The following is a 21,916-nucleotide window of genomic DNA, read 5'->3' as shown; positions in this document are numbered from 1 at the left end:
AAGGTAGATAAGGGGGACAAGGGAGACAGGGGAGGCGAAATGACAAATGACAAAGAACAAATGACCATTGACCAATGACTATAAATATTCCTCAATTTGTACTGGCTTCTGCTTCTCCTGCACGTCGCCGTCTGCTGCAAACGGTTGGTATTGAACCGATAGTTAAACCTAGTGATTTTGATGAGTCACAAATTCAACTGAGTGATCCTGGTGAGTTAGTGCAGGTTCTGGCTCAACGTAAGGCAGAAACGATCGCACCACAGTTTGAATCAGCTTTAATTATGGGCTGTGATTCGGTTTTGGCTATTGACGGCAAGATTCATGGCAAACCAGCAGATGCAGCAGAAGCGATCGCTCGTTGGCAATTTATGCAGGGTAATATAGGCGACTTATACACAGGTCATGTGTTGATTGACACTGCCCAAAACCGGACTTTGGTTAAGTGTCAGGTGACAAGGGTTTATTTTGCAACCATGAGCGATCGCGCAATCCAAGCTTATGTCGCTACCGGCGAACCTCTCAAATGTGCTGGTGCTTTTGCTTTGGAAGGTTTTGGTAGTTTATTTGTTGAGAAAATCGAAGGTTGTCACAGTAATGTCATCGGTCTGAGTTTACCTTTGCTGCGGCAGATGTTGGCAGAACTGGGATATGAAGTCACTGATTTTTGGCAGTAAATTAACTCATCACAACAGGACTTACGCCAAGTTTTCTGAAATTGAGAATTTTTGCGTAAGTCCTAAACTATTGACCATTGACTAAGACGTAATGTCACTTCCCCATGATCTGGAACCCAAGCTAACCACTCATCGGCAGAAACTTGGCAGAGTAACAATGCTTCATCATAGCTGTATGAGCTAGGGAGTTCTGCAAGGCACACCCATACAGCAGGTTGGCATGACTTGAGAGAATTTTGACTATAGGCTTTGCTTAACCAAGCTAGATTTTGTCTAACTGCTGGGACAGCACAATTTGGTCTTTGAGTATTAATTTGCATAGCTGAAGACTACCTTAAAAATGAAAATCAAAATAATTCTGTAACTAAGACTACAAAATAAGCAATTAATTTGAAAAGTCAATGTCTTATAACTTTACGTAACCAGTCGTAACAGTTTGCTTAATGTTGCGCGGCAGAATAGAAGTGGCACGGCTGGCTGTAGACTGGCCTTAGATAGCATTTCTGATGAGAATATGTCTTTTACTTCAACTCCCTCACTCCGTGAACAACAACATCCCCTAATTCGGCAGTTAGCTGATAGCATCGAGGCGGTTTGGCACAAGCATTTAGAACTGTCGCCTTACAATTTGCCAGCAGAGTTAGGATATGTGGAAGGTCGATTAGAGGGGGAGAAACTGACAATTGAAAACCGCTGCTATCAAACACCACAGTTTCGCAAAATGCACTTAGAACTGGCGAAGGTGGGAAATATGCTGGATATTTTGCATTGCGTGATGTTTCCGCGTCCAGAATATGACTTACCGATGTTTGGTTGCGATTTAGTTGGTGGTAGAGGGCAAATTAGTGCAGCGATCGCCGATTTATCTCCTGTACACTTAGACTTGACCTTGCCAGTTTCCTATACAAATCAACTCACTGCACTGAAAACAATAGAATTTTCCCAACCGCGAGAGTTACCAGAATGGGGTCACATCTTCTCGGAATTTTGCTTGTTTATCCGTCCTAGTTCCCCAGAAGAAGAAGCGAGGTTCTTGGGACGTGTGCAGGACTTTTTAGAGGTACATTGTACCCAAGCGATCGCAGCGAGTCCCGTTTCCCCCGAAAAAACTCAGGAAATTATCGCTGGACAACGCAACTACTGTACCAAACAACAACAAAACGATAAAACCCGCCGCGTCCTAGAAAAAGCCTTTGGGCAAGAATGGGCAGATAATTACATGACGACAGTCTTATTTGATTTACCAGAATAAGTCATTTGTCATGTATAAAAAAGCAGGAGGTAGAAATTAGAAAACAGAAGGACAAAATTTTATACTACCTTTGACGAAGCAGCGCAAAACCCATCTACACACTTCAGACTTTCTTCCCCTGCTGCATCTGTAGATTCTGTTACGTTTTCCTGCAACTGATAAATGTAGAATTTAGTTATAGCAAGAAGCATATAGATTAGGAAATTTTGAACACATGAATGCAGGAAGCACACTAATGCTTTTACCTCCTGCCTTCTGCCCCTGCTTCTTGCTATGACAATAGTTTAATGGAGTTTAACCATAGCTGTAGCATCTGTGGAGCGAATTTCCCAATGAGTTCAAAGTTAACAAACCTAATAATTAGTTGACTACAAGTTTAAGGAAACTGTAATGTTAGGGATGCTCTATTTGAGAAAATTGATTGAAAATTTGTAATTGCTAGTTCATAATTAAGTTTCTGATAAAGATTGAGTTTCCAACTGAACCGGGGTTGCTTTTCAAAGCGGTGGATTCTCATTCATCTTTTAATTACGCATTAGCAATTGTCTTGATTGTTGCATCTATTGAATAACTGGTGGTTTGTCCCATTAATTTCGCTCTACCACTACTGAAAATTAATGAGATAAACGCTACCTATTTTTAGCGCCATGATGTCAAAGTTTTGGCTCTAAGTATTAATTGACATCCAATTTCAGAGGGTATTTAGTAGAGGTAATTTATCAAGTCTCTACTACATCTCATACTTTTTTATATCCATCAGCACATTTTTAAATAAACAGGCAACAACCATGTCAAGGGTGACTGAGAAGCCAAGATCAAGGCCACCAATACTTGATCCAGAACAACCTAAGATTTGGTGGGGCATCGCTGTAGCCTTACCAATAGTAATCGCTGCGGGGTTACTAACTACAGCTAAAGTCGAGCAATTGAAAAAGATTAACTCATCTGTACCAGTCAGACCAGTTGCTAACACTATTAGTGCAGTGGGGCGTTTAGAACCGCGCGGTGAAGTAATTAAACTTTCTGCACCAGCAGCCGGATTACAATCTGCATCACGAGTGAAGCAACTGTTTGTCCGCGAAGGAGAACAGGTGAGAAAAGGACAAATCATTGCCCTTTTAGACAATCATGATACTCAGTTAGCCAATGTCGAACAAGCAAAAGCCAAATTACTAGAAGCGCGTGCTAATTTAGCCCAAATTCGAGTGGGTTCACCCAGAGATGTGCAAGCGCAACAAGCGGTAATTGCTCGACTAGAAGCTCAGTTACGCGGCGAGAGGGATGCTCAACAAGCATCCATTACTAGAATTGCATCGCAGTTGAGTGCAGAAAAACTAGCTCAACAGGCGACAGTCGATCGCTTGGAAGCAGAATTGCGCGGACAAAGTGATAGCTTAAGAGCCACCTTGACACGCATCCAAGCCGAACAGCGTAATGCTCAAGTTGATGCAGGACGTTATGATTTTCTCTATCGCCAAGGTGCTATCTCGCAACAAGAACGAGATAGACGGCGACTGAGTGCGGTTACAGCTCAACAGCAGGTAGTGGAAAGTCAGGCTACTTTGCGACAAGCGATCGCTACTTTGCGTCAACAAGTTGCAGAAGCTAGGGCGAACCAAGTCAAGACCTTAACCAGCTTACAACAGCAACTCATTGAAGCTAGAGTCACTCGTGACAAAACTGTAGCCACTTTACAAAGACAACTCGACGAAGAACGAGCCAGACTCAAGAGACTGATAGAAGTTGATCCGACAAATGTCCAAATGGCGCAAGCACAAGTTAGTAATGCGATCGCTAATGTCAAACAAGCCGACGCAGAACTACGATTAAGCTACGTCCAAGCACCAACTTCTGGAGAAATTTTAAAGATTTACACCAAGTCAGGCGAAGCCATCAGTGCTAATGGTATTGCTGAGATTGGACAAACTGAGCAGATGATGGTGATCGCAGAAGTTCCAGAAGATAGTATTGGTAAAGTTCGGATCGGTCAAAGTGTTGCTGTCAGCAGTGATAATGGCGCTTTTGAAGGTGAATTAAAAGGAACTGTCGCTGAAATTGGCAGAAAAGTCGGCAAAAAAGATGTGCTGAATACTGATCCGGCTGCTGATGTTGATGCCAGAGTTGTAGAAGTTAAAATTGCCATCTCTCCAGAAGATAGCAGTAAAGTTTCTGGGTTAACTAATGCCAAAGTTCTGGTTGAAATTAACAATCCATCAGCTTCTAATTAACTAGCAGAAGGCAGTGGTTCGGCTTCGCTCACCAATCAGGCAGGTGTTCACTGAGCGTAGTCGAAGTGAGGCAGGAGGTAAAAGTTTGATTATTCCTGGCATTCCAGCTTTCAAAATTTCCTCACATATCTGACTACCGCCCTAGCTTGTGAAAATACACATTGATCAGATGAACAGTTACTAATCTGATTCATTTTAGAAGACCATTGATAAATAACATGATTCAAAAAATACCTCTCGCTTGGCTACAAATGACGCGAGATAAAACGCGATTAGCCGTAGCTTTAGCTGGGATTGCTTTTGCTGATATTCTGATGTTTACCCAACTCGGTTTCCGAGATGCACTTTATTACAGTAACGTGCAGTTACATAGTAGTTTAAATGGTGACATTGTTTTAATTAACCGCCAATCTAATGCAATTTTGTCGATGAAAAGCTTTTCGCAACGGCGGTTATATAAAGCTTTGGATTTACCAGCAGTACAATCAGTACACCCTATATATTTAGATTACACTGCTTGGAAAAATCCAGTCACAGGGCGGTCACGTACATTACTTGTATTTGGTATTAACCCGGAAGTTAATTTATTTAATTTACCAGGAGTTCAAGAAAACTTAGACAAATTGAAGCTACCTGATGTAGTTTTATTTGACCGTTCCTCTAGGCAAGAGTATGGGCCGATCGCATCTGATTTTGATCAAGGTAAAACTGTCACAGCCGAACTCAGAAGACGCAAAATTAAAGTAGTTGGATTGTTTACTTTAGGTACATCTTTTGGTGCAGATGGTAACTTAATTACCAGCGATGTTAACTTTTTACGTATCTTTAATACCCGTCAGCAAGGCTTAATTGATATTGGTGTAATTAAAGTCAAGCCAGGAGCAGATATTCAGTCTGTAGCAAAAGATTTACGCCAATATTTACCCCAAGATGTGAATGTATTGACGAAAGAAGACTTTATTGAATTTGAACGTCATTATTGGGCAAGCAGTACAGCTATTGGCTTTATTTTCAGTTTAGGAACAATTATGGGTTTTATTGTCGGAACTGTAATTGTGTACCAAATTCTTTATACAGAAGTGTCCGACCATTTATCTGAATATGCAACTTTAAAAGCTATAGGCTATACACAAAAATATTTGTTAACCGTGATTTTACAAGAAGCATTATTATTAGCTTGCTTGGGATATATGCCTGGGTTATTTTTTACAATTTTAATGTATCAAAAAGCCAAAGAAGCTACACTTCTACCAATTTTTATGACTTTTGATAGAGCGGTTTCAGTATTAATATTAACCATGATTATGTGTTTCATTTCTGGTGCGATCGCTGTACGTAAGTTACGTTCTGCTGACCCGGCTGATATTTTCTAAATCATTTTGATAAATATGTAGTAAGCAATCAGTTTTTATAATCAAAATGATATATATTTAATGCTTAAACCGTCACTATAACTGTAAGTATTTAGAATACAGAATCCAGAGGCTACCAAGACTATAAGACTATCAAAATTTACATCTAGCAGACTCTTGATTGATTTATGATGCTGAATTCTGAATTCTGACTCATAATTTGTAGACAGTCTCTAGATTTACGAGAAGCGATTGTCAACTTCTAAACTACAACTAAACATGAGACAAGAACCTGTAATTGCCATTAAAAATCTGAATCATTACTATGGCAAAGGCTCACTAAAAAGACAGATTTTATTTGACATTAACCTGGAAATTTATCCAGGAGAAATTGTGATTATGACAGGCCCTTCTGGCTCAGGTAAAACAACATTACTGAGTTTGATTGGCGGTTTAAGGTCTGTCCAAGAAGGTAGTTTAAAATTTTTGGGTGTAGAATTATTCGGCTCTAGCCAAACTCAACTAGTACAAATTCGGCGCAACATTGGCTATATTTTTCAGGCGCATAACTTACTAGGATTTTTAAGTGCTAGGCAAAATGTCCAGATGGCAGTAGAACTGAATGATAAAGTCAGTCAAAATGATGCGATCGCCAAAGCAGAAACTATGCTAACTGCTGTTGGCTTAAAAAACCGAGTTAATTACTATCCTGATAACTTATCTGGGGGACAAAAACAAAGAATTGCGATCGCTCGCGCTCTAGTGAACAATCCGCCACTAGTATTAGCAGACGAACCAACCGCCGCCTTAGATAAACAATCAGGACGTGATGTTGTAGAAATTATGCAGCGTCTCGCCAAAGAACAAGGGACTTCCATCTTGTTAGTGACACACGACAACCGGATTTTAGACATAGCTGATCGGATTGTCGAAATGGAAGATGGCCTTTTAGCCCGTGACTCCCAAAGCGCCGTCATCAGTTACGATGCTGGAGCCTGGAGCGAAAAAGCATAACATACGTAGGGGATAGGTAACAGAGTTAAAATGCCTTTACTATCTAGATTTGATCATTGACTTATGTCTTAACTACCTTGGCTATTGCTATACCAATTTGTAGTTGATACAAAAAACTTGTTTTCTTCCCCTACTCACAAATTCAACTCTATTTAGCTGGAGCATTGGCTTGGCGACTAGTCCGAAACGTGACATTTACGCCATCATTTGATTGTTCTAACACTAGTAATGGTGTGGGTTTCGCTTTTTGATCCCAGTGCATAGTAGCAAGGCGACCTTGAATTGTTGGCTGCCATGTATCTTCATCGTCCATCGGGCTAAGATAAGTCTCGATGCAATCAATAATTTGGCTAATTGTGGCGGAAGTTGCTTGGGTGGGTAACTTCATCAACTTAATTTGAATGCGGAATAGCACCCGTTTCGCAATGTTTGGTGGTGTACCACTTTCATATTCAACATCAAAAATCTCATCCACCTGTCGCCCTGCACTATTGGCTATTCCCACTGTTCCTTGTTGAGATTGGTTGGGACGCAAAGCTTGAGAAATTTTATCTTTGACTCTGATTTTAATTTGGTTCAGAATCGCAAAATGAAATACTTCTTCAGACATCCGCATCCGCAAATAATCTAGGTTAAAGTCCCGCGAGTTCACCAAATCCGGGTTAGTTTCCATTTTGCGGATTGTGTCTAGCGCCAGTTTAAATTTTTTCTCTAGCTCTCTGGCACGGAATTTTTCAAATTTAATTTTCTTCTCTAATTTATCCATCTGGATTTTGCCAAACACAATCAACCCAATCACCGCTACAGCCAGCCCTCCAGAGGTAATTAATAAAAATGGTGGCGCTGGGGAAGGTTCACTGGCGGCTGGTTTTTGAGTAACTTTTTTTGTTTTTGCTGGTGGAGATTGTGCCAGAAGTATAGGATTTAGCATGGTAACAATAACTTTACTTGTCATTGTTTAGAATGCCCAAATCCTCAAGGTCATATTGCTGTGTTATTAGTATTTTTAACAGCTTTTTATAAACTGCGTATATACCGTTATTAAGATGTATTATTTAACCCTGGCTCCCATATCTCAATCTGCATCTAGTTGCTGGAGTAATATCCGCCTGATTGCTACTGATATGGATGGAACTCTGACCAAGGAAGGGAAGTTTTCTACTGCGTTATTACAAGCGTTAGAAGAGTTAACAGCATCTGGAATTGAGGTATTAATTGTAACAGGACGTTCGGCTGGGTGGGTAAGTGGGATTAGTAGCTTAATGCCAGTTGCAGGTGCGATCGCTGAAAATGGTGGTATCTTCTATCCCAAGGGTAGTGAACAACCCATTGCTTTAACTGCAATTCCTGACTTAACATTGCACCGTCAACAATTAGCAGCCGTTTTTGCCAAGTTAAAACAGAAATTTCCCCAAATTCAAGAATCTGCGGACAATCGTTTTCGCCTCACAGATTGGACATTCGATGTCGCTGCTTTAACTGTAGAGGAATTACAAACTTTAGGTAATCTCTGTCAATCAATGGGATGGGGATTTACTTACAGTACAGTACAGTGTCATATCAAACCCCAAGGTCAAGATAAGGCTGTGGGTTTATTGCAAGTATTACAAGCACATTGGCCTGATTACTCACCTACACAAGTTGTGACTGTTGGCGATAGTCCAAATGATGAAAGTTTATTTGCAGCAGATGATTTTCCTGTTTCTGTGGGTGTAGCTAATATCCTAAAATACGCCAGTCGGCTACAACATCGACCAATTTACGTCACTAGTGCAGCTGAAGCCGCAGGATTTTGTGAGTTAGCTAGTTATATTTTAAAATCGTCTACTCAAGCAGAATAATTCTGCGATCGCCATTCAAAGGCAATGTAGGAATAAGAAAATCCCCATAATTACAATCAGGGGATCTATAAAAAAGGTGAATTTCTACCCTGGTGAGAAACTTTATTGATTTACTGTAGCTTTCTGCCCACGCTTCTTCCTTTTAATTAAAGTACCCAAACCCATCACAGCACTAATACCGAAAATAGTTGATGGTTCTGGAACTGTGCTAACCACAAAATCTAAGGTGTAGTTCTGTATACCCCCAGCAGTTTCCTGAATCCAGAAAGTGTAAGTACCAGCCCCAAGTCTACCACTAGGAAAACCCACAAAGCTGTTTCCTTGAATTGGTGTTGCTGTACCTACATCGTCTAAGACATTATCACCCTGTAAGGTTCCTGGTGCTGCACCAATTAAAGCTGCACCCAGCAATGGAGGATTGTTATTTAGGCTCGTAATACTAGAACCTCTTTGGACTGCTAAAAATCCTTGATTTGCCCCTGTGCCATCTAACCCAACATAATTAGTTAAGATAACTTGACTCAGTTGACGACCAACAGGAATAGTAAAGGTAAAGAAATCTCTGTCCAGAACGGGATTATTATTACCAGTGGTAGAACCACTAATTCTGTTAGAACCAACTGAAAGATTCACTAGTGTTGGGTTTAAGTTGTCGCCAGACAAGTCACCATTAACAGGATCAGCTTCATCATATATGAGGGTGGCTGCATGAGCATTGGAAGCAAAAAATAAGGTAGCTCCTATTCCTAGCAATAAACTTTTCATTTATCTGCCTCTGGTGTAGTTGAATTTAGGTGATTTAGCTAAAACTTGGCTGTTTGAGAAAGTATTTTTCTTCAGCTATTACGCGTTAAATTACACAATTGCCCATGATGTTATTTGATGATTAGCTGTTAATAGTAAGCAGTTAACCACCAACACAAAAGATATCTAAAATTGTGTAAGTCTCCGTGTAATAGCTTAAGTCCCAGAGTAATTTTAAACCAAATTAGTAAAGGTAAATTTAAGGAATTAGTCAAAAATACCGATATCAAACTGAGATTTTTATGATTTTAGTAAAGACTAAAGTCGCAATCTAAAAAATATTAAATTTCCTAACCCGTGTTTTATCAAAACAGAATAGATACTTTAGTGGCCAGACTTCAGACTTAAATTCTGTGTCTCCCACGTTCTTGTTCTGACTCCTGAATTCTTTTTCAAGCGTTTTGAGATTCGTTAGTCTGCTGAGATTGTTCTGGTTCAGCGATCACAACAACTCGACCATTTTTTACCACTGTAGAATTTTTACTAGTATTCTGACTGTGGTTGATTGGCTGATTTTGGCACTGCTGTTGGTGAGAAATATTTTGTTCCTGTTGTTGGTTGAGAATTACGACACAACTGGAGCAGGAAACTGTAGACATAAGTTTAACTTGAGTTCTATATCTATTATCGCGCCTATTGTGGATACTTTCAGGACTTATATGAATGCAAATCGGGATGAAGTGTAGACGCTTTCCGGCTTGTTGCTAGACATCCCATTTAACTACCAAACTTTTTAAATCGTTTAGTTGACACTATACCGTCCAGACGGTACTATGAATTTAGTCTACCGACCAAACGGTAAACTAGTAGCAGAAACCTAAATTCACAAAAATCTCGTTGCTAGATAAGCTGTCTTACTTAGACAATTTATCTAGCTCCTTAATTCAACGCTATGACTGCTAATAAAAAAACAAAATCTGCGTCTGTAACCCGTACAGCATTGTTAGAAGCAGCAGGGCGAGTTATGGTAGCATCTGGTTCCAAGGCACTGACGTTGGAAGCTGTTGCTCGTGAAGCGGGTGTCAGTAAAGGTGGATTGCTGTACCACTTTCCTAACAAAGAAGCTTTGATTTCTGGGATGTTGCAACAGCTAATTGATCAAAAAACAGTATTACTAGAGAATGAATTAAAGCAAGATGATGCACCCGATGCACCTGGACATTGGCTGAGGGCTTATATCAGGTCATTTGAAAAGTTTGATGCTGACTCGATCGCTATTCATTTTAGTTGTTTAGCTGCGATCGCCGAAAATCCAGAATTACTTGAGCCAGTGCAGAAACACTTAGCTGATTGGCAACAGCAAGTCGAAAACAGTGGACTCGATCCCGCAACAGCAACTGTAATTCGTCTAGCACTTGATGGTCTGACCTTCGTCCGCATATTTGGTTTAGGAGTTCCTGATGAATCTTTACAAAAGCAGGTCTTTGAAACTCTACTAAAGTTGGCGCGAGAGTAATAAGTTATTTCAGATAGTCTGTAAAAAGTTTGATTTGGGTGCTTTCTGAATCTAGTATTGGCATCTGGAGATTTTGTCATAGCTGTCTGGATGATATGTAGAGTCAGCTTGACTGCAAACATAGTCTTTTCACAAAAGTTTTCTCAAAGTCGATAACTGGTCAGATACCAACGATATCTGGCGCAGTTCAACCTGCAATTGTTTACACAAGGAGATGATTATGAATAGCGTTTTACAATTACAACCAACTGATTCACAATTTCTTCTGAATCCTTTTGCTTGGTTTGCTCAAATGCGCCAGGAATCTCCTGTTTTCTACAGTACAGAGCATCAATGTTGGATGATATTTCGCTATGATGATGTGTCACGGGTATTAAGCGAATGGAAAACTTTTTCCTCCCAATTGCCACAACTTCACGAACGAGAAGATTTCAGTCAATCTTTAGCTACTACTGATCCACCTAAACATCAATCTCTGCGCTCAATCGTCCAAAAAGTCTTCACTACAAATCAAGTTGAAGCATTAGCCCCTCGGATTACTGAACTTACTTACGAGTTGCTGGGGCAAATGAAGCAACACAAACAAGTTGATTTAGTACATGCTTTCGCTATTCCCTTGCCAGTCATTGTAATTGCAGAAATTCTTGGTATACCTGTTGAAGACAGGGAAGACTTCAAACGCTGGTCAGATGGAATTATGGCTGGAAGTCAAACTGCTATTCAAGATATGGCTGATTATTTTCGGCAATTACTAAAAGAACGCCAGCAGCGTCCTAGTAAAGATTTAATCAGTGATTTAATTGCAGCCTACGCTGAAGGAGAAAAGTTAACAGCCCAGGAACTCGTTGATTTTTGTATGATTCTTTTGCTGGCTGGTAATGAAACTACGACTAACTTAATTACCAATACTATTTGGTCTCTGTCTGAGCATCCTGATGAAAACCGCCGATTACGGAATGACTTGTCTTTATTACCAACTACTATTGAAGAAGTATTGCGTTATCGCTCCCCAATTACTTACTTACAAAGATATACCAAAGTAGAAACCCAAATCGGAGACCAGATCATTCCTCCAGGAAAACTTGTGTGGGCGTGGATAAGTTCTGCTAACCGCGATGAACTTCAGTTTAAAAATAGCGATCGCTTTATTATTGATCGAGAACCAAATAAACATCTTGCCTTTGGTTATGGCATTCATTTTTGTTTGGGCGCACCTTTAGCTCGATTAGAAGCCAAAATTGCACTTAAGGCTTTGCTAGAAGAATTTCCACATCTCCAGGTTGATGCAACTCAACCTCTCAAACCAATTCCCACCCTATTGGTACATGGATTGGAAAGCTTAAATGTTGTGTTATAGACAATAGCTAACTATGAGATACCTGATATCTGGAAAAAGTCAGGTATCTGTCCCAAATTCTTCAACAGAGATACGACCGAAGTATTATTTCTGGTGATATTTCACTTTTGTCTGGCAAAACCTTCTATATTAACGATCGCATCCTCTATAACCTTGATAATTCTCCATTTAGCAATAAATTATGAAAAAACTGCTGAAATACTTGGGTTTGGGGCTATTATCCACTGTTTTATCAGCTGCTCCTAGCTGGGGAGCCGAACGCATTAGCTTATTTTATCCCCCCTTTGGAGAATTTTCATTATCTACAGATGCGCTAGAAACCTTCGCCAAAGAAGGCAAAATCACTGGAGAGTTAGACATTTATGCCCAGCGTGCCACACCGGAACAACTGGCGCAACTACGAGAACTTTTACAACAGCGATTTAGTGCCACACCTACTTTAGTGTCACAGTTTACTTATTCCCCAATCGGAGAACAAGTAGTACAACGTTTAGGAGAATTGTTACTTACAGAATCGCGCCAAAATGGTTTTTATGCTGTGCGGGCTGCTTTGATTTTAGCTGCGGCAGACTCTAAAGAAGGTTTAACAGTTGTTAATATAATACGTAAGTTTCCTTCGCCCACAATTAAATTAAATTTCTCCGAAGGAATTAAGATAGTCAACAATTTATCAGAATTACTCAAAGATAGAGATGCCGTTGTGGCATATTTGCAACAACAAGCGATCGCTGAAACTAGCAATGCAAACATAGATTTTTCGCAAAAGCCAGATTTACGCCAGCCAGGAAAATTGCAGTTTCAAAAATTGTACTTTGAGTTAAATGACGCAAAACGCGATCGTCGTCTGCCACTAGATGTTTACATCCCACAAGTCACAACCCAAACACCTTTTCCCTTAATTGTGATTTCTCACGGTTTAGCCTCAGACCGCTATGCTTTGGCTTATCTGGCAGAACATTTAGTTTCCTATGGTTTCGCCGTAGCAGTATTAGAACACCCTGGTAGTAACGCCCAACGCTTTCAAAAATACTTTGCTGGTTTAGCAGGGCCACCACAACCCCGAGAATTTATCGACCGACCCTTAGATGTCAAGTTTGTACTTGATGAACTCCAACGCTTAGAAACATCTAATCCTCAGTTGCGAGGAAAACTCAACTTTCAGGAAGTTGGAGCCATTGGACATTCTTTTGGTGGTTACACAGTATTGAGTTTAGCCGGAGCCAAACTGAACTTTGCTCAGTTGCGTCGAGATTGTTATCCCAATAGATCCTTGAATTTATCTTTATTACTGCAATGTCAAGCTGCTGAGTTATCCCCAACAGATTATGCACTACAAGATCCGCGAATTAAAGTTGTGATGGCCATTAATCCAATTAACAGTTCAGTATTAGGCGAAAGTGGGATCAATCAAATCAAAGTTCCAGCAATGATAGTTACAGGTAGTCAAGATATTTTCGCTCCCTCCATCCCTGAACAAATTCGTCCCTTTACTTGGTTGACTGAACCTAACAAATATCTAGTGTTAATTGAAAATGCTACGCATTTTTCTGCACTCCAAGAATCTGCTCCAGAAAATAATGTTTTGCCTGTACCAACCGGGTTATTAGGGCCAGATCCAGCGCCCGTTTATTCATATCTGAAAGCCTTAAGCGTTGCTTTCATGGAAACCAATCTCTTAAATAATGCAGAATATCGCCCTTATTTACAATCATCTTATGCTCAATATATTAATCAAGCACCTCTCAATATCACTTTGTTAAGTAACCTGAATACAGAACAATTAGCACAAGCATTAAAAAATGGTACAAGTAAAAAATCAAAATAGAAATTTCAGAATTATGGCTTTACAATTCTGAAATTGGAACAATTTAGTTAGTTTTTAGTTGCTCTCATCCGAGTGAGATACAAGCAAGAATAATTAACCGAAGATAAACGTAGATGGATGCAGATAAATATGTACTTATCTGTGTAGAGCATATTTAGGTTTAGCTACCAATTCTTTAAATTTATGTTGATTAGCAAATTGCATTAGCCCATCCATACACTCTGTAAAGCTATCAAAAACATAATCAACTAACACTAATGCTTTAGCTTTCTGCTCTGCACTTAATTCAATATTGAGCAGACAATTTTCATTAGCAAATTGAAAATGTGCATTTTCTACATTTACATGGTGCTGACTAAGATAAAAACACCTTTTATTTTTTATGGCTTGTAATTCGTCACCAACCTGCGCCATCGCACGCTGGGCGGTACTTCCTGTAGCTTCAATTGCGGCAATAATCACTATTTTTAGTAAAATGTCAGTTTCATAGCGACACATTGCTACTAAATTATTAGACAGACGACGAGTTTTGATGGTTTTTTCACTCCAAATAAATTTGAGAAAGTCACTGAAGCGCATGACTTGATCAATTCCCAGCGCATCTAAATCTCTAAGATACCATTTCCAGTGGCTACCATCTTCTAGAGACTGCTGGTTAATAATTTTTTGGAGTGGATGATCACTCAATTCGTCTTTGAGAATATCATGATTTAAATCTTTGAAACTCATGGCAAAATGAGCCAAACAAGGGAACCACACTAATCGCTGTTCAGGGTCTATTTTACTATTGGTTAAAAATTGAAAAAAAGGTAATTGAGAGAATTTTTTTTCTTGGTGTTTAATATATTCTAAAACATCTTGCATACTATCAACCTATGATTTGTAATCAGGAATCTAGGCAATAAAAATTTAGTTGAATCTTCAGCAAGCTCAACAATATTAGGAAAACATAAATTAGTGTAGAGACACGAAAAATAGTATCTCTGCAATATTTATCAATTCCTAGTTCATCTAGAATTGACATTATTTATTTGTAGAAACTTTATACAGTTAAGTTGGCTTTAAGCTGGAAGAAGTTTAGTGGAAATAATTAAGTAGTGATTAACCGTCTAGAATAAATATAAATAATGGCTGAGAGAAAAATCAACCCTGTTTCCGTAAATTCATGTATTTTTTACAAATACTCGTAGGAATGTACTTAAGTAAATCACACAGCATATCTTGATGATGATGGTAAATCATAGCAATACCAAGGAAATCTACATTCTTGGTTAATCTATTTCTGCGAGTGAAGTTTGTATGAAGTTAGTGTAAAAATATATACGTAAAAGCGGAGTGACAAGCTTAATCAAACGTAATCAACTGTATCAGCAATCTGCATCTCAACCATGTATAATCTCAAGCAATACGGACTAATCAATAATACAAACGCCAATTTTAACTTAAACTACTGAAAATTTTTCATAAATCTAAGGCTATGATTTCTCAAGATTATGATGTCTATGCTGTGGATGAACTGCTTAGAAAAATCAGAATTAAGGAAAGTCAATTGAAAATTGCCCAAGAATCAAATCTACTTTATACCTCGCAAGCATTAAACCATCAAATCTTAGAATTACGCCGTCAGCTATCTGAGGCAGAAGACCCAGAAATAAAAGCGTTGATGAGTTTATGGGAAGACTAAGGTTGACTTGGGGTGTTATGGGATGAGGGGGACAAGGTAGACAAGGAAGACGAGGGAGACAAGGTAGACAAGGGAGACAAGGGAGATATGGAAATACTTTGAAAAGTATTTTGGTGTGGTTTGTCTTACCACTATTGTTTATGCAGAGACGCAATTCAACTGCGTCTCTACTATCGCAAGTTTTATGCGTGAAAAAAACAGAATTAGACTTTTTTCAGCCAGCTAAACATTGCCCGTAGGTCTTTACCAACTTCTTCAATGGGGTGTTCGGCTTCTTGACGACGCATGGCGGTAAATCCTGGTTTACCTGCTTGATTCTCTAAAACGAATTCACGGGCAAATTGTCCTGATTGAATTTCGCGGAGAATTTTCCGCATTTCGGCTTTGGTTTGTTCGTTAACAACTCTGGGGCCGCGGGTGTAATCACCATATTCTGCGGTGTTGGAGATGCTATCGCGCATTGTGGCTAAACCACCTTCTACAACCAAGTCAACAATTAATTTAACTTCGTGCAGACATTCAAAATAAGCCAATTCTGGTTGATAACCAGCTTCGACTAAAGTTTCAAAACCAGCTTTGATTAAAGCACTCAAACCACCACATAATACTGCTTGTTCACCGAATAAATCAGTTTCGGTTTCTTCGCGGAATGTGGTTTCGAGGACACCAGCACGGGTACCACCAATACCTTTAGCATAAGCCATAGCGCGATCGCGTGCCTGACCACTAGCATTTTGATAAACAGCAAACAAAGCAGGTACACCTTGTCCTTGTTCATAAGTCCGGCGCACTAAATGACCAGGGCCTTTGGGTGCTACCATGACCACATCTACATCAGCTGGTGGTATAACTTGCCCAAAGTGAATGTTAAAGCCGTGGGCAAAAGCCAAAACATTTCCAGCTTCTAAATTAGGTTCAATTTCGTTTTTGTAAACTGTTTTCTGTACTTCATCAGGTAACAAAATCATGATGAAGTCAGCCGCTTTTGCTGCATCGGCAACATTTTTCACGGTTAAGCCAGCAGCTTCGGCTTTTTGTGCTGACTTACTGCCCGGATATAGCCCCACAATCACATTCAAACCGCTATCTTTTAAATTCAGGGCATGAGCATGACCTTGGGAACCATAGCCGATAATAGCAATAGTTTTTCCAGCCAAAAGGTCTAAATTGGCATCTGTGTCATAGTACATCCGGGCCATAGAAGCATCTCCTGTCAGCAAGCATCACAATTATTTATAGGCAGGTTTTTGATCTTACCGTAAATTGTGTAACCACCGGCTAGTTTTTAGTAGTATTACTGAATTGTCAGCCCTTGAAAGCTAACTTCTAATCCCTAACCCTTCTCAAAAAACATCTACCACAAATGTCCAGCATTTCGATAAACTCAGAAATGCTGCGATGTTGTTGATCATGTCAGATTCTCAAAGTGTAAGTGCTGCTGTTGCCAAACTCTACAATACCTATCCCTTTCCCCCGGAACCTTTGCTAGATGAACCACCTCCAGGCTATAACTGGCGATGGAATTGGTTAGCAGCTTATAACTTCTGCACAGGTCAAAAGCCGCAAAAGCAAGACATCCGCATTTTAGATGCTGGCTGCGGTACAGGTGTAGGTACAGAATACTTGGTTCACCTCAATCCCCAAGCTTCTGTAGTTGGTATTGACTTGAGTGCGGGTGCTTTGGCTGTGGCGCAAGAACGTTGTCAGCGTTCCGGTGCAAACCGCGTGGAATTTCATCACCTCAGCATCTATGATGTGGAACAGTTACCCGGTGAATTTGATTTAATTAATTGCGTCGGGGTTTTACATCACTTACCCGACCCAATTCGCGGTATTCAAGCTTTAGCTAAGAAATTAGCCCCAGGCGGAATTATGCACATTTTTGTGTATGGCGAGTTGGGGCGCTGGGAAATTCAACTTATGCAAAAAGCGATCGCCCTTCTCCAAGGCGACAAACGCGGCGACTACCGTGATGGTGTGCAAGTCGGACGCAAAATATTTTCCTCTCTACCAGAAAACAATCGAATTGTCAAATACGAAAAACAACGCTGGGCAATGGAAAACCAGCGCGATGAATGCTTTGCAGATATGTACGTTCATCCCCAAGAAATTGATTACAATGTTGAGACGTTGTTTGAATTAATTGATGCTTCTGAGTTAGAATTTATCGGCTTTTCTAATCCTAGTTTTTGGCAGTTAGATAGACTTTTAGGAAAAGCACCAGAGTTAATCGAACGGGCAGAAAATCTCAGTGAACGTCAGTTATATCGTTTAATAGAATTACTCGACCCAGAAGTTACCCATTACGAATTTTTCCTTGGTCGTCCTCCCCTGGCTAAAGCCGACTGGTCAAGCGATGACAAGTTGTTATCTGCTATCCCAGAATTAAACCCTTGTATTGATGGCTTTCCCAGTCAATGTATTTTTAATCACGACTACCAAATTGTCAACTTGTCCACAGCAGAGTTTGAGTTTATGCAAGCCTGTAATGGACAAGCAACGGTAGGGGAAATTTTAGCAAATGTGCAATTAGGCTTGGATGGGGTGAGAACCTTGATTAAGCAGCAGTTGGTCATGTTGACATAACCACTGAGTATCATAACAAAGTACTGATACCAATTCACGAAATTACTGATACAAATCACTTCCTCCGTATTTCTGCTTCCGGTCGCCGAGCGAAGTCGAGGCGCTGCTTACCGATATGTATTATATTTAAAGTGAAATGGTATGAGTGTTGGGTCAACATTCTTCCCCTGCACCCTACACTCTTCCCGGTTCCCCGTTCCCTCTCCTTTCAGATACCTTTTTCACCCCGCCCGAATGAATTAGGACTTACGCAAGAACTCTTTCAAACTCTGATCACTTCGTGTCCTTTGCGTTCTTTGCGGTTCGTTTCTTTATACTTTTGCGTAAGTCCTGTGAATCATTGATGATGAGAATGTCCATCTTTGGTAACTATAGAAGATTCGGCTGTGACTACATCTTTGGCTTTGGTTTCCATTTCCAGTAATTCTGGGATGGTGACAAACTTATAGCCTTTCGCCTTTAAATCTGCGATAATTTGCGGTAATGCCTTAACAGTGCGAGAACGATTACCGCCACCGTCGTGCATCAAGACAATTCCGCCGGGTTTGGCACTTTTTACGACATTTTTAATGAGTGCTGGAGTTTGGCCACGGCGTTGAGAGTCTCCTGACTCATCAGACCACATCATAATTGCATACTTTTGACTTTTGGCATAATCAACTAAGCCATTATGCAGAAAACCACCAGGGGGACGAAATAATGTAGTTTTCACTCCGGTAAGTTTATATATCAAATCTGCTGTGCGATTAATTTCACTCGCGGCGGTGGCTGCATCCATCCGACGATACCAATGATGCCATGTATGGTTGCCTAAGACATGACCTTCGGCGGCAATTTGTTTAACAATTTGGGGATGGAAACTAACCATTTGCCCTACTAAAAAAAAGGTAGCTTTAATATGATTTTGTTTAAGAATTTCTAATATTTGTGTAGTATTTTTTGGCCCAGGGCCATCATCAAAAGTCAAGGCAATAACTTTATCTGTTATGGGTAATTTAGCTTGATAAATGGTTTGCCCTTGAAATTCCTTTGATATAGTTTGTTTGGTCGTATTTAAACTGGCATTTTGTGTAGTTACTGCCGATTTCTTGTCTAGTGATTGTGCAGATAGTAAAGGATTGTTAAGGGTAGCTTTAAGTAATAATCCTGTGAGACTCAAGCCGCTACCCGCACCAACCAGTGTAATGGTTCCTGCTGTGAATAATTGCCATAATTTTGGGCTAAACACATCGATACTCCTCAATTAATATGTATTAAGCACATATTTATCCGTAATTATTTTAGTTTTAGCTTACGAATTTTGCGTAGTGATGACAGCAGTATAACTATAATGTGGAGAAATGCCAGTGTTTTTTAAAGTTCTACTGGATGTTGTCCATAATAAGGTAAAGCTGCTGACCACTGAGGGCGTTTTCCTTGTCGCCATTCTAGATAAGAAAGTTCCAAAATATTTGTGACAGTTGCAGCTAAACCAGAGATTGCGGGAATTAGTTGATACTCAGTGTTGCAGTTAGCTAAAGTTTCTTGCCAAGCTTCTGGGGTTAATACTGTATCAGCAAATAAGGCTGTAATTTCTGAAGTGTGAGAATTAATTTGATAAATTGCACCAAATACTTTACCTCTTTGTGCTGGCATTTCTACAGCGATCGCTTTTTGAGTATGATTTTTATGTGACCAAGCTACCGCCGCTAATGTCGAAATGGCAAACACGGGAATATTTAATTGTTGCCCTAAAGTACGGGCGAGAACTACACCAATACGAGTTCCAGTAAAGCCGCCTGGGCCTTTGGCAACAGCAATAAATTCTAAATCTGCCCAAGTTTGTGGATGGATAAAATCAATTAAATATTGATGTATATAACTAGATAAATCACGCCCTAAATTCCAAACATTTGAACGAGTTTCACCAGCAAAATTACTAATAGCAAAACCTAGTTCTGGCGTGGTTGTATGCAGGGATAAAGCGTATTTGTAAGCGGGTAGAGTAGTTAGTTCCGTGGTCAAAGCGAGTAATTATATTAATTTTCCTAGAGTTGGCGTGATATTTATTCAACCATAAAAATATGCGACTACTACAAGAAACAGCAGTAGTCGCTGACAATTTACCTATCATCTTCATCACGTCGGTACTAGTTCACCGGGACGCAATTTCGCCCATTTACCCGTTTCTTGCTTAAAGCTAAGACAACCAACAACATCCCATTCCATTTCAATCACATCCTCTTTGGTGCGGATGTTAACGTTAATAGAAGGTTCATTGGGGTCAAAAGTCGGATTCTCAGTTAAATGAGGCTGTTGGTGTTGAGTTTCTACGGCATGATAGGTTACACAACGGTCTACGTAGTGGCAGTTTACGCAAATACACATAATATAACCAACTCCAGGAGCTTTATTGCTAATCTAGCGTAAGCAAAGCTATTCTTCACTAGTTGCCGGGTTGATTTTTATTACAATGCACAGTTCTGTTTCTGCAATTCTCGCGCCGCAAAATTGGCCTTTTAGCTTGGAATGCTTGCCACAACCAGCTTTCATGGTGGGTGGTGCGGTGCGTGATGCAATTTTAGGCAGAACCCGTGAATATTGGGATCTTGACTTTGTGATACCATCGGATGCGGTACAGGTAGCTAGAGCGATCGCTAAACGTTATCAAGCTGGCTTTGTCTTACTCGACGCAGAACGTAAAATTGCCCGTGTGGTATTTCCCCAAGCCACGGCTGACTTTGCCCAACAAGAAGGCGATAGCTTAGAAACTGACTTGCATAGACGTGATTTTACAATGAATGCGATCGCCTATAATCCCCACACCCAAGAAATCATCGACCCGTTGCAAGGTTGTGCTGATTTACAGCAAGGCTTGTTGCGTATGGTATCACCAGCCAACCTCAAAGATGACCCTTTGCGGTTAATGCGTGCTTATCGCCAAGCTGCCCAACTGAATTTTACTATTGAACCAACTACACACAACACAATTCGCGCCTTAGCATCACACCTCCACACAGTCGCCGCCGAACGAGTCCGCACCGAAATAGGCTATCTTTTAGCCACTCCTCAAGGTACACCTTGGTTAACCAACGCTGGGAGAGATGGTTTACTGTGGCATTTCTTCAAAAATTCTACAACCGCCAGCTTTGATAAACTCGCCGCCGTTGACACAGCCGCCACCATCCTTGCACCGCAATTTGGTGCAGAATTACAACAATATGTGCGTGATACTGTGAAAACCACTTGGTTAGGTATCGCCAAACTTGCTTGTCTTGTAGATAGTAACCCCGAAGTAGCTGAATTAGAACTCCAAGAACTCACCTATAGCCGTGCTGAAATTCGCGCTGTTACCACGGCTTTGAAATTATTCCCGCAGTTAAAATCTCCCAACAAGTCTATCAGAGAACAATATTTTTTGTTCCAAGAAGCAGGTAATGTCTTTCCTGTTGTCGTATTATTGGCGGTAGCACAAGATACTTTGGTAGAGGCGATGTCAGGCGACAAATCATTATTGGTTTACTCACCTTTGATCAGCCGCTACCTTAACCCTGATGATCTGGTCGCTCATCCCACTCAACTCGTGAGTGGTAAACAACTAATGTTAGCACTAAATATTCCAGCCTCGCCAGTCGTCGGGGAACTGCTGACCGAGATTGCGATCGCTCAAGCAGAAGGTAAAATTGCTACAGCTACAGATGCAATTGAGTTTGCACGGCAGATGTTAGAGAGTTGAGAGTATGTCAAAGTCTGTTGAAGCTGGGTGTAGGGGTTTAGGGGTGTAAGAATTTAAGAGTTTTGTTCACCTACACACGAACTTCCATCCCCCTTGTCTCCCTTGTCCCCCTTGTCTCCCCCATCCCC

21 protein-coding genes are annotated in these 21,916 nt (G+C 40.3%); 12 read left to right on the top strand and 9 right to left on the bottom strand.

Annotation, left to right across the window (positions count from 1 at the left end; all coding sequences use genetic code 11):
* The first annotated feature begins 80 nt into the window (after positions 1-80).
* Positions 81-674, top strand: coding sequence for a nucleoside triphosphate pyrophosphatase (locus H6G75_RS25315; RefSeq protein ID WP_190982703.1), 594 nt, complete (start codon positions 81-83; stop codon positions 672-674).
* Positions 675-736: 62 nt separating this feature from the next.
* Here H6G75_RS25315 and H6G75_RS25310 read toward each other — a convergent pair whose 3' ends face one another.
* The gene (locus H6G75_RS25310) at positions 737-994 is read right to left on the bottom strand and encodes a hypothetical protein (protein WP_190982678.1); all 258 of its coding nucleotides are present in this window, start codon (positions 992-994) and stop codon (positions 737-739) included.
* Between the two features lie 194 nt (positions 995-1,188).
* Here H6G75_RS25310 and H6G75_RS25305 point away from each other — a divergent pair, with 194 nt between their 5' ends.
* The 4 genes from H6G75_RS25305 (at position 1,189) to H6G75_RS25290 (ending at position 6,520) form a co-directional block, all read left to right on the top strand.
* Entirely contained in the window at positions 1,189-1,926 is a 738-nt protein-coding gene (locus H6G75_RS25305; protein WP_190982677.1) for a phycocyanobilin:ferredoxin oxidoreductase, read from the top strand.
* A gap of 788 nt (positions 1,927-2,714) precedes the next feature.
* Positions 2,715-4,154 carry an HlyD family efflux transporter periplasmic adaptor subunit gene (locus H6G75_RS25300; RefSeq protein WP_190982676.1) on the top strand — a complete coding sequence of 480 codons (1,440 nt, stop codon included), beginning with the start codon at positions 2,715-2,717 and terminating at the stop codon, positions 4,152-4,154.
* Between the two features lie 218 nt (positions 4,155-4,372).
* Positions 4,373-5,527, top strand: coding sequence for an ABC transporter permease DevC (gene devC, locus H6G75_RS25295; RefSeq protein ID WP_190982675.1), 1,155 nt, complete (start codon positions 4,373-4,375; stop codon positions 5,525-5,527).
* Positions 5,528-5,785: 258 nt separating this feature from the next.
* Positions 5,786-6,520, top strand: a complete 735-nt coding sequence (locus H6G75_RS25290; protein WP_190982674.1) for a DevA family ABC transporter ATP-binding protein — start codon at positions 5,786-5,788, stop codon at positions 6,518-6,520.
* 148 nt (positions 6,521-6,668) lie between these two features.
* Here the strand turns inward: H6G75_RS25290 and H6G75_RS25285 are convergent, their stop codons facing one another.
* The gene (locus H6G75_RS25285; protein ID WP_190982702.1) at positions 6,669-7,451 is read right to left on the bottom strand and encodes a hypothetical protein; all 783 of its coding nucleotides are present in this window, start codon (positions 7,449-7,451) and stop codon (positions 6,669-6,671) included.
* Between the two features lie 115 nt (positions 7,452-7,566).
* Here H6G75_RS25285 and H6G75_RS25280 point away from each other — a divergent pair, with 115 nt between their 5' ends.
* Positions 7,567-8,361, top strand: coding sequence for an HAD family hydrolase (locus tag H6G75_RS25280; protein WP_190982673.1), 795 nt, complete (start codon positions 7,567-7,569; stop codon positions 8,359-8,361).
* Between the two features lie 102 nt (positions 8,362-8,463).
* Here the strand turns inward: H6G75_RS25280 and H6G75_RS25275 are convergent, their stop codons facing one another.
* On the bottom strand, positions 8,464-9,126 hold the full coding sequence (locus H6G75_RS25275) for a PEP-CTERM sorting domain-containing protein (RefSeq protein WP_190982672.1): 663 nt from the start codon (positions 9,124-9,126) through the stop codon (positions 8,464-8,466).
* Between the two features lie 431 nt (positions 9,127-9,557).
* Entirely contained in the window at positions 9,558-9,764 is a 207-nt protein-coding gene (locus H6G75_RS25270; RefSeq protein ID WP_190982671.1) for a hypothetical protein, read from the bottom strand.
* Between the two features lie 293 nt (positions 9,765-10,057).
* On the opposite strand from H6G75_RS25270, the gene H6G75_RS25265 reads away from it, so the two are divergent.
* From H6G75_RS25265 to H6G75_RS25255, 3 genes are all read left to right on the top strand, one after another.
* A complete protein-coding gene (locus H6G75_RS25265; RefSeq protein ID WP_190982670.1) occupies positions 10,058-10,621 on the top strand; it encodes a TetR/AcrR family transcriptional regulator in 564 nt (187 codons plus the stop codon).
* A gap of 220 nt (positions 10,622-10,841) precedes the next feature.
* Entirely contained in the window at positions 10,842-11,978 is a 1,137-nt protein-coding gene (locus H6G75_RS25260) for a cytochrome P450 (protein WP_190982669.1), read from the top strand.
* A gap of 181 nt (positions 11,979-12,159) precedes the next feature.
* Positions 12,160-13,803, top strand: a complete 1,644-nt coding sequence (locus H6G75_RS25255) for an alpha/beta hydrolase (RefSeq protein WP_190982668.1) — start codon at positions 12,160-12,162, stop codon at positions 13,801-13,803.
* 135 nt (positions 13,804-13,938) lie between these two features.
* Here H6G75_RS25255 and H6G75_RS25250 read toward each other — a convergent pair whose 3' ends face one another.
* Entirely contained in the window at positions 13,939-14,667 is a 729-nt protein-coding gene (locus H6G75_RS25250) for a hypothetical protein (RefSeq protein WP_190982667.1), read from the bottom strand.
* 613 nt (positions 14,668-15,280) lie between these two features.
* Between H6G75_RS25250 and H6G75_RS25245 the strand changes: the two genes are divergently transcribed.
* Positions 15,281-15,487 carry a hypothetical protein gene (locus H6G75_RS25245; RefSeq protein ID WP_190982666.1) on the top strand — a complete coding sequence of 69 codons (207 nt, stop codon included), beginning with the start codon at positions 15,281-15,283 and terminating at the stop codon, positions 15,485-15,487.
* Positions 15,488-15,690: 203 nt separating this feature from the next.
* Here H6G75_RS25245 and ilvC read toward each other — a convergent pair whose 3' ends face one another.
* On the bottom strand, positions 15,691-16,686 hold the full coding sequence (ilvC, locus tag H6G75_RS25240; protein WP_190982665.1) for a ketol-acid reductoisomerase: 996 nt from the start codon (positions 16,684-16,686) through the stop codon (positions 15,691-15,693).
* 211 nt (positions 16,687-16,897) lie between these two features.
* Between ilvC and H6G75_RS25235 the strand changes: the two genes are divergently transcribed.
* Complete coding sequence (locus H6G75_RS25235; protein WP_190982664.1) at positions 16,898-18,073, top strand: class I SAM-dependent methyltransferase; 1,176 nt, start codon at positions 16,898-16,900, stop codon at positions 18,071-18,073.
* Positions 18,074-18,410: 337 nt separating this feature from the next.
* On the opposite strand, the gene H6G75_RS25230 is transcribed toward H6G75_RS25235, so the two are convergent.
* The 3 genes from H6G75_RS25230 to H6G75_RS25220 all read right to left on the bottom strand — a co-directional run bounded on the left by H6G75_RS25230 (position 18,411) and on the right by H6G75_RS25220 (position 20,440).
* A complete protein-coding gene (locus H6G75_RS25230) occupies positions 18,411-19,301 on the bottom strand; it encodes a polysaccharide deacetylase family protein (protein WP_313934909.1) in 891 nt (296 codons plus the stop codon).
* Between the two features lie 125 nt (positions 19,302-19,426).
* Positions 19,427-20,077: a tRNA (adenosine(37)-N6)-threonylcarbamoyltransferase complex dimerization subunit type 1 TsaB gene (gene tsaB, locus H6G75_RS25225; RefSeq protein WP_190982663.1), complete on the bottom strand. Its 651-nt coding sequence runs from the start codon at positions 20,075-20,077 to the stop codon at positions 19,427-19,429.
* Between the two features lie 114 nt (positions 20,078-20,191).
* Complete coding sequence (locus H6G75_RS25220) at positions 20,192-20,440, bottom strand: Ycf34 family protein (RefSeq protein WP_190982662.1); 249 nt, start codon at positions 20,438-20,440, stop codon at positions 20,192-20,194.
* 85 nt (positions 20,441-20,525) lie between these two features.
* Between H6G75_RS25220 and H6G75_RS25215 the strand changes: the two genes are divergently transcribed.
* On the top strand, positions 20,526-21,788 hold the full coding sequence (locus tag H6G75_RS25215; RefSeq protein WP_190982661.1) for a CCA tRNA nucleotidyltransferase: 1,263 nt from the start codon (positions 20,526-20,528) through the stop codon (positions 21,786-21,788).
* Positions 21,789-21,916: the final 128 nt, after the last annotated feature.

It is taken from the genome of Nostoc sp. FACHB-280 (assembly GCF_014697615.1).
Taxonomy (GTDB): Bacteria; Cyanobacteriota; Cyanobacteriia; order Cyanobacteriales; family Nostocaceae; genus Nostoc_B.
The sequence above is the reverse complement of the archived record's forward strand: the minus strand, read 5'-3'. Positions and strand labels throughout refer to the sequence as shown.

Excerpts from the sequence above, each read along its gene's own strand:
- H6G75_RS25220 (WP_190982662.1), bottom strand. The coding sequence starts at position 20,440 with ATGTGTATTTGCGTAAACTGCCACTACGTAGACCGTTGTGTAACCTAT.
- H6G75_RS25300 (WP_190982676.1), top strand. The coding sequence starts at position 2,715 with ATGTCAAGGGTGACTGAGAAGCCAAGATCAAGGCCACCAATACTTGAT.
- H6G75_RS25310 (WP_190982678.1), bottom strand. The coding sequence starts at position 994 with ATGCAAATTAATACTCAAAGACCAAATTGTGCTGTCCCAGCAGTTAGA.
- H6G75_RS25280 (WP_190982673.1), top strand. The coding sequence starts at position 7,567 with ATGTATTATTTAACCCTGGCTCCCATATCTCAATCTGCATCTAGTTGC.
- H6G75_RS25305 (WP_190982677.1), top strand. The coding sequence starts at position 1,189 with ATGTCTTTTACTTCAACTCCCTCACTCCGTGAACAACAACATCCCCTA.
- H6G75_RS25260 (WP_190982669.1), top strand. The coding sequence starts at position 10,842 with ATGAATAGCGTTTTACAATTACAACCAACTGATTCACAATTTCTTCTG.
- H6G75_RS25250 (WP_190982667.1), bottom strand. The coding sequence starts at position 14,667 with ATGCAAGATGTTTTAGAATATATTAAACACCAAGAAAAAAAATTCTCT.
- devC (WP_190982675.1), top strand. The coding sequence starts at position 4,373 with ATGATTCAAAAAATACCTCTCGCTTGGCTACAAATGACGCGAGATAAA.
- H6G75_RS25275 (WP_190982672.1), bottom strand. The coding sequence starts at position 9,126 with ATGAAAAGTTTATTGCTAGGAATAGGAGCTACCTTATTTTTTGCTTCC.
- H6G75_RS25285 (WP_190982702.1), bottom strand. The coding sequence starts at position 7,451 with ATGCTAAATCCTATACTTCTGGCACAATCTCCACCAGCAAAAACAAAA.
- H6G75_RS25255 (WP_190982668.1), top strand. The coding sequence starts at position 12,160 with ATGAAAAAACTGCTGAAATACTTGGGTTTGGGGCTATTATCCACTGTT.
- H6G75_RS25245 (WP_190982666.1), top strand. The coding sequence starts at position 15,281 with ATGATTTCTCAAGATTATGATGTCTATGCTGTGGATGAACTGCTTAGA.
- H6G75_RS25215 (WP_190982661.1), top strand. The coding sequence starts at position 20,526 with ATGCACAGTTCTGTTTCTGCAATTCTCGCGCCGCAAAATTGGCCTTTT.
- ilvC (WP_190982665.1), bottom strand. The coding sequence starts at position 16,686 with ATGGCCCGGATGTACTATGACACAGATGCCAATTTAGACCTTTTGGCT.
- H6G75_RS25265 (WP_190982670.1), top strand. The coding sequence starts at position 10,058 with ATGACTGCTAATAAAAAAACAAAATCTGCGTCTGTAACCCGTACAGCA.
- H6G75_RS25290 (WP_190982674.1), top strand. The coding sequence starts at position 5,786 with ATGAGACAAGAACCTGTAATTGCCATTAAAAATCTGAATCATTACTAT.
- H6G75_RS25270 (WP_190982671.1), bottom strand. The coding sequence starts at position 9,764 with ATGTCTACAGTTTCCTGCTCCAGTTGTGTCGTAATTCTCAACCAACAA.
- H6G75_RS25235 (WP_190982664.1), top strand. The coding sequence starts at position 16,898 with ATGTCAGATTCTCAAAGTGTAAGTGCTGCTGTTGCCAAACTCTACAAT.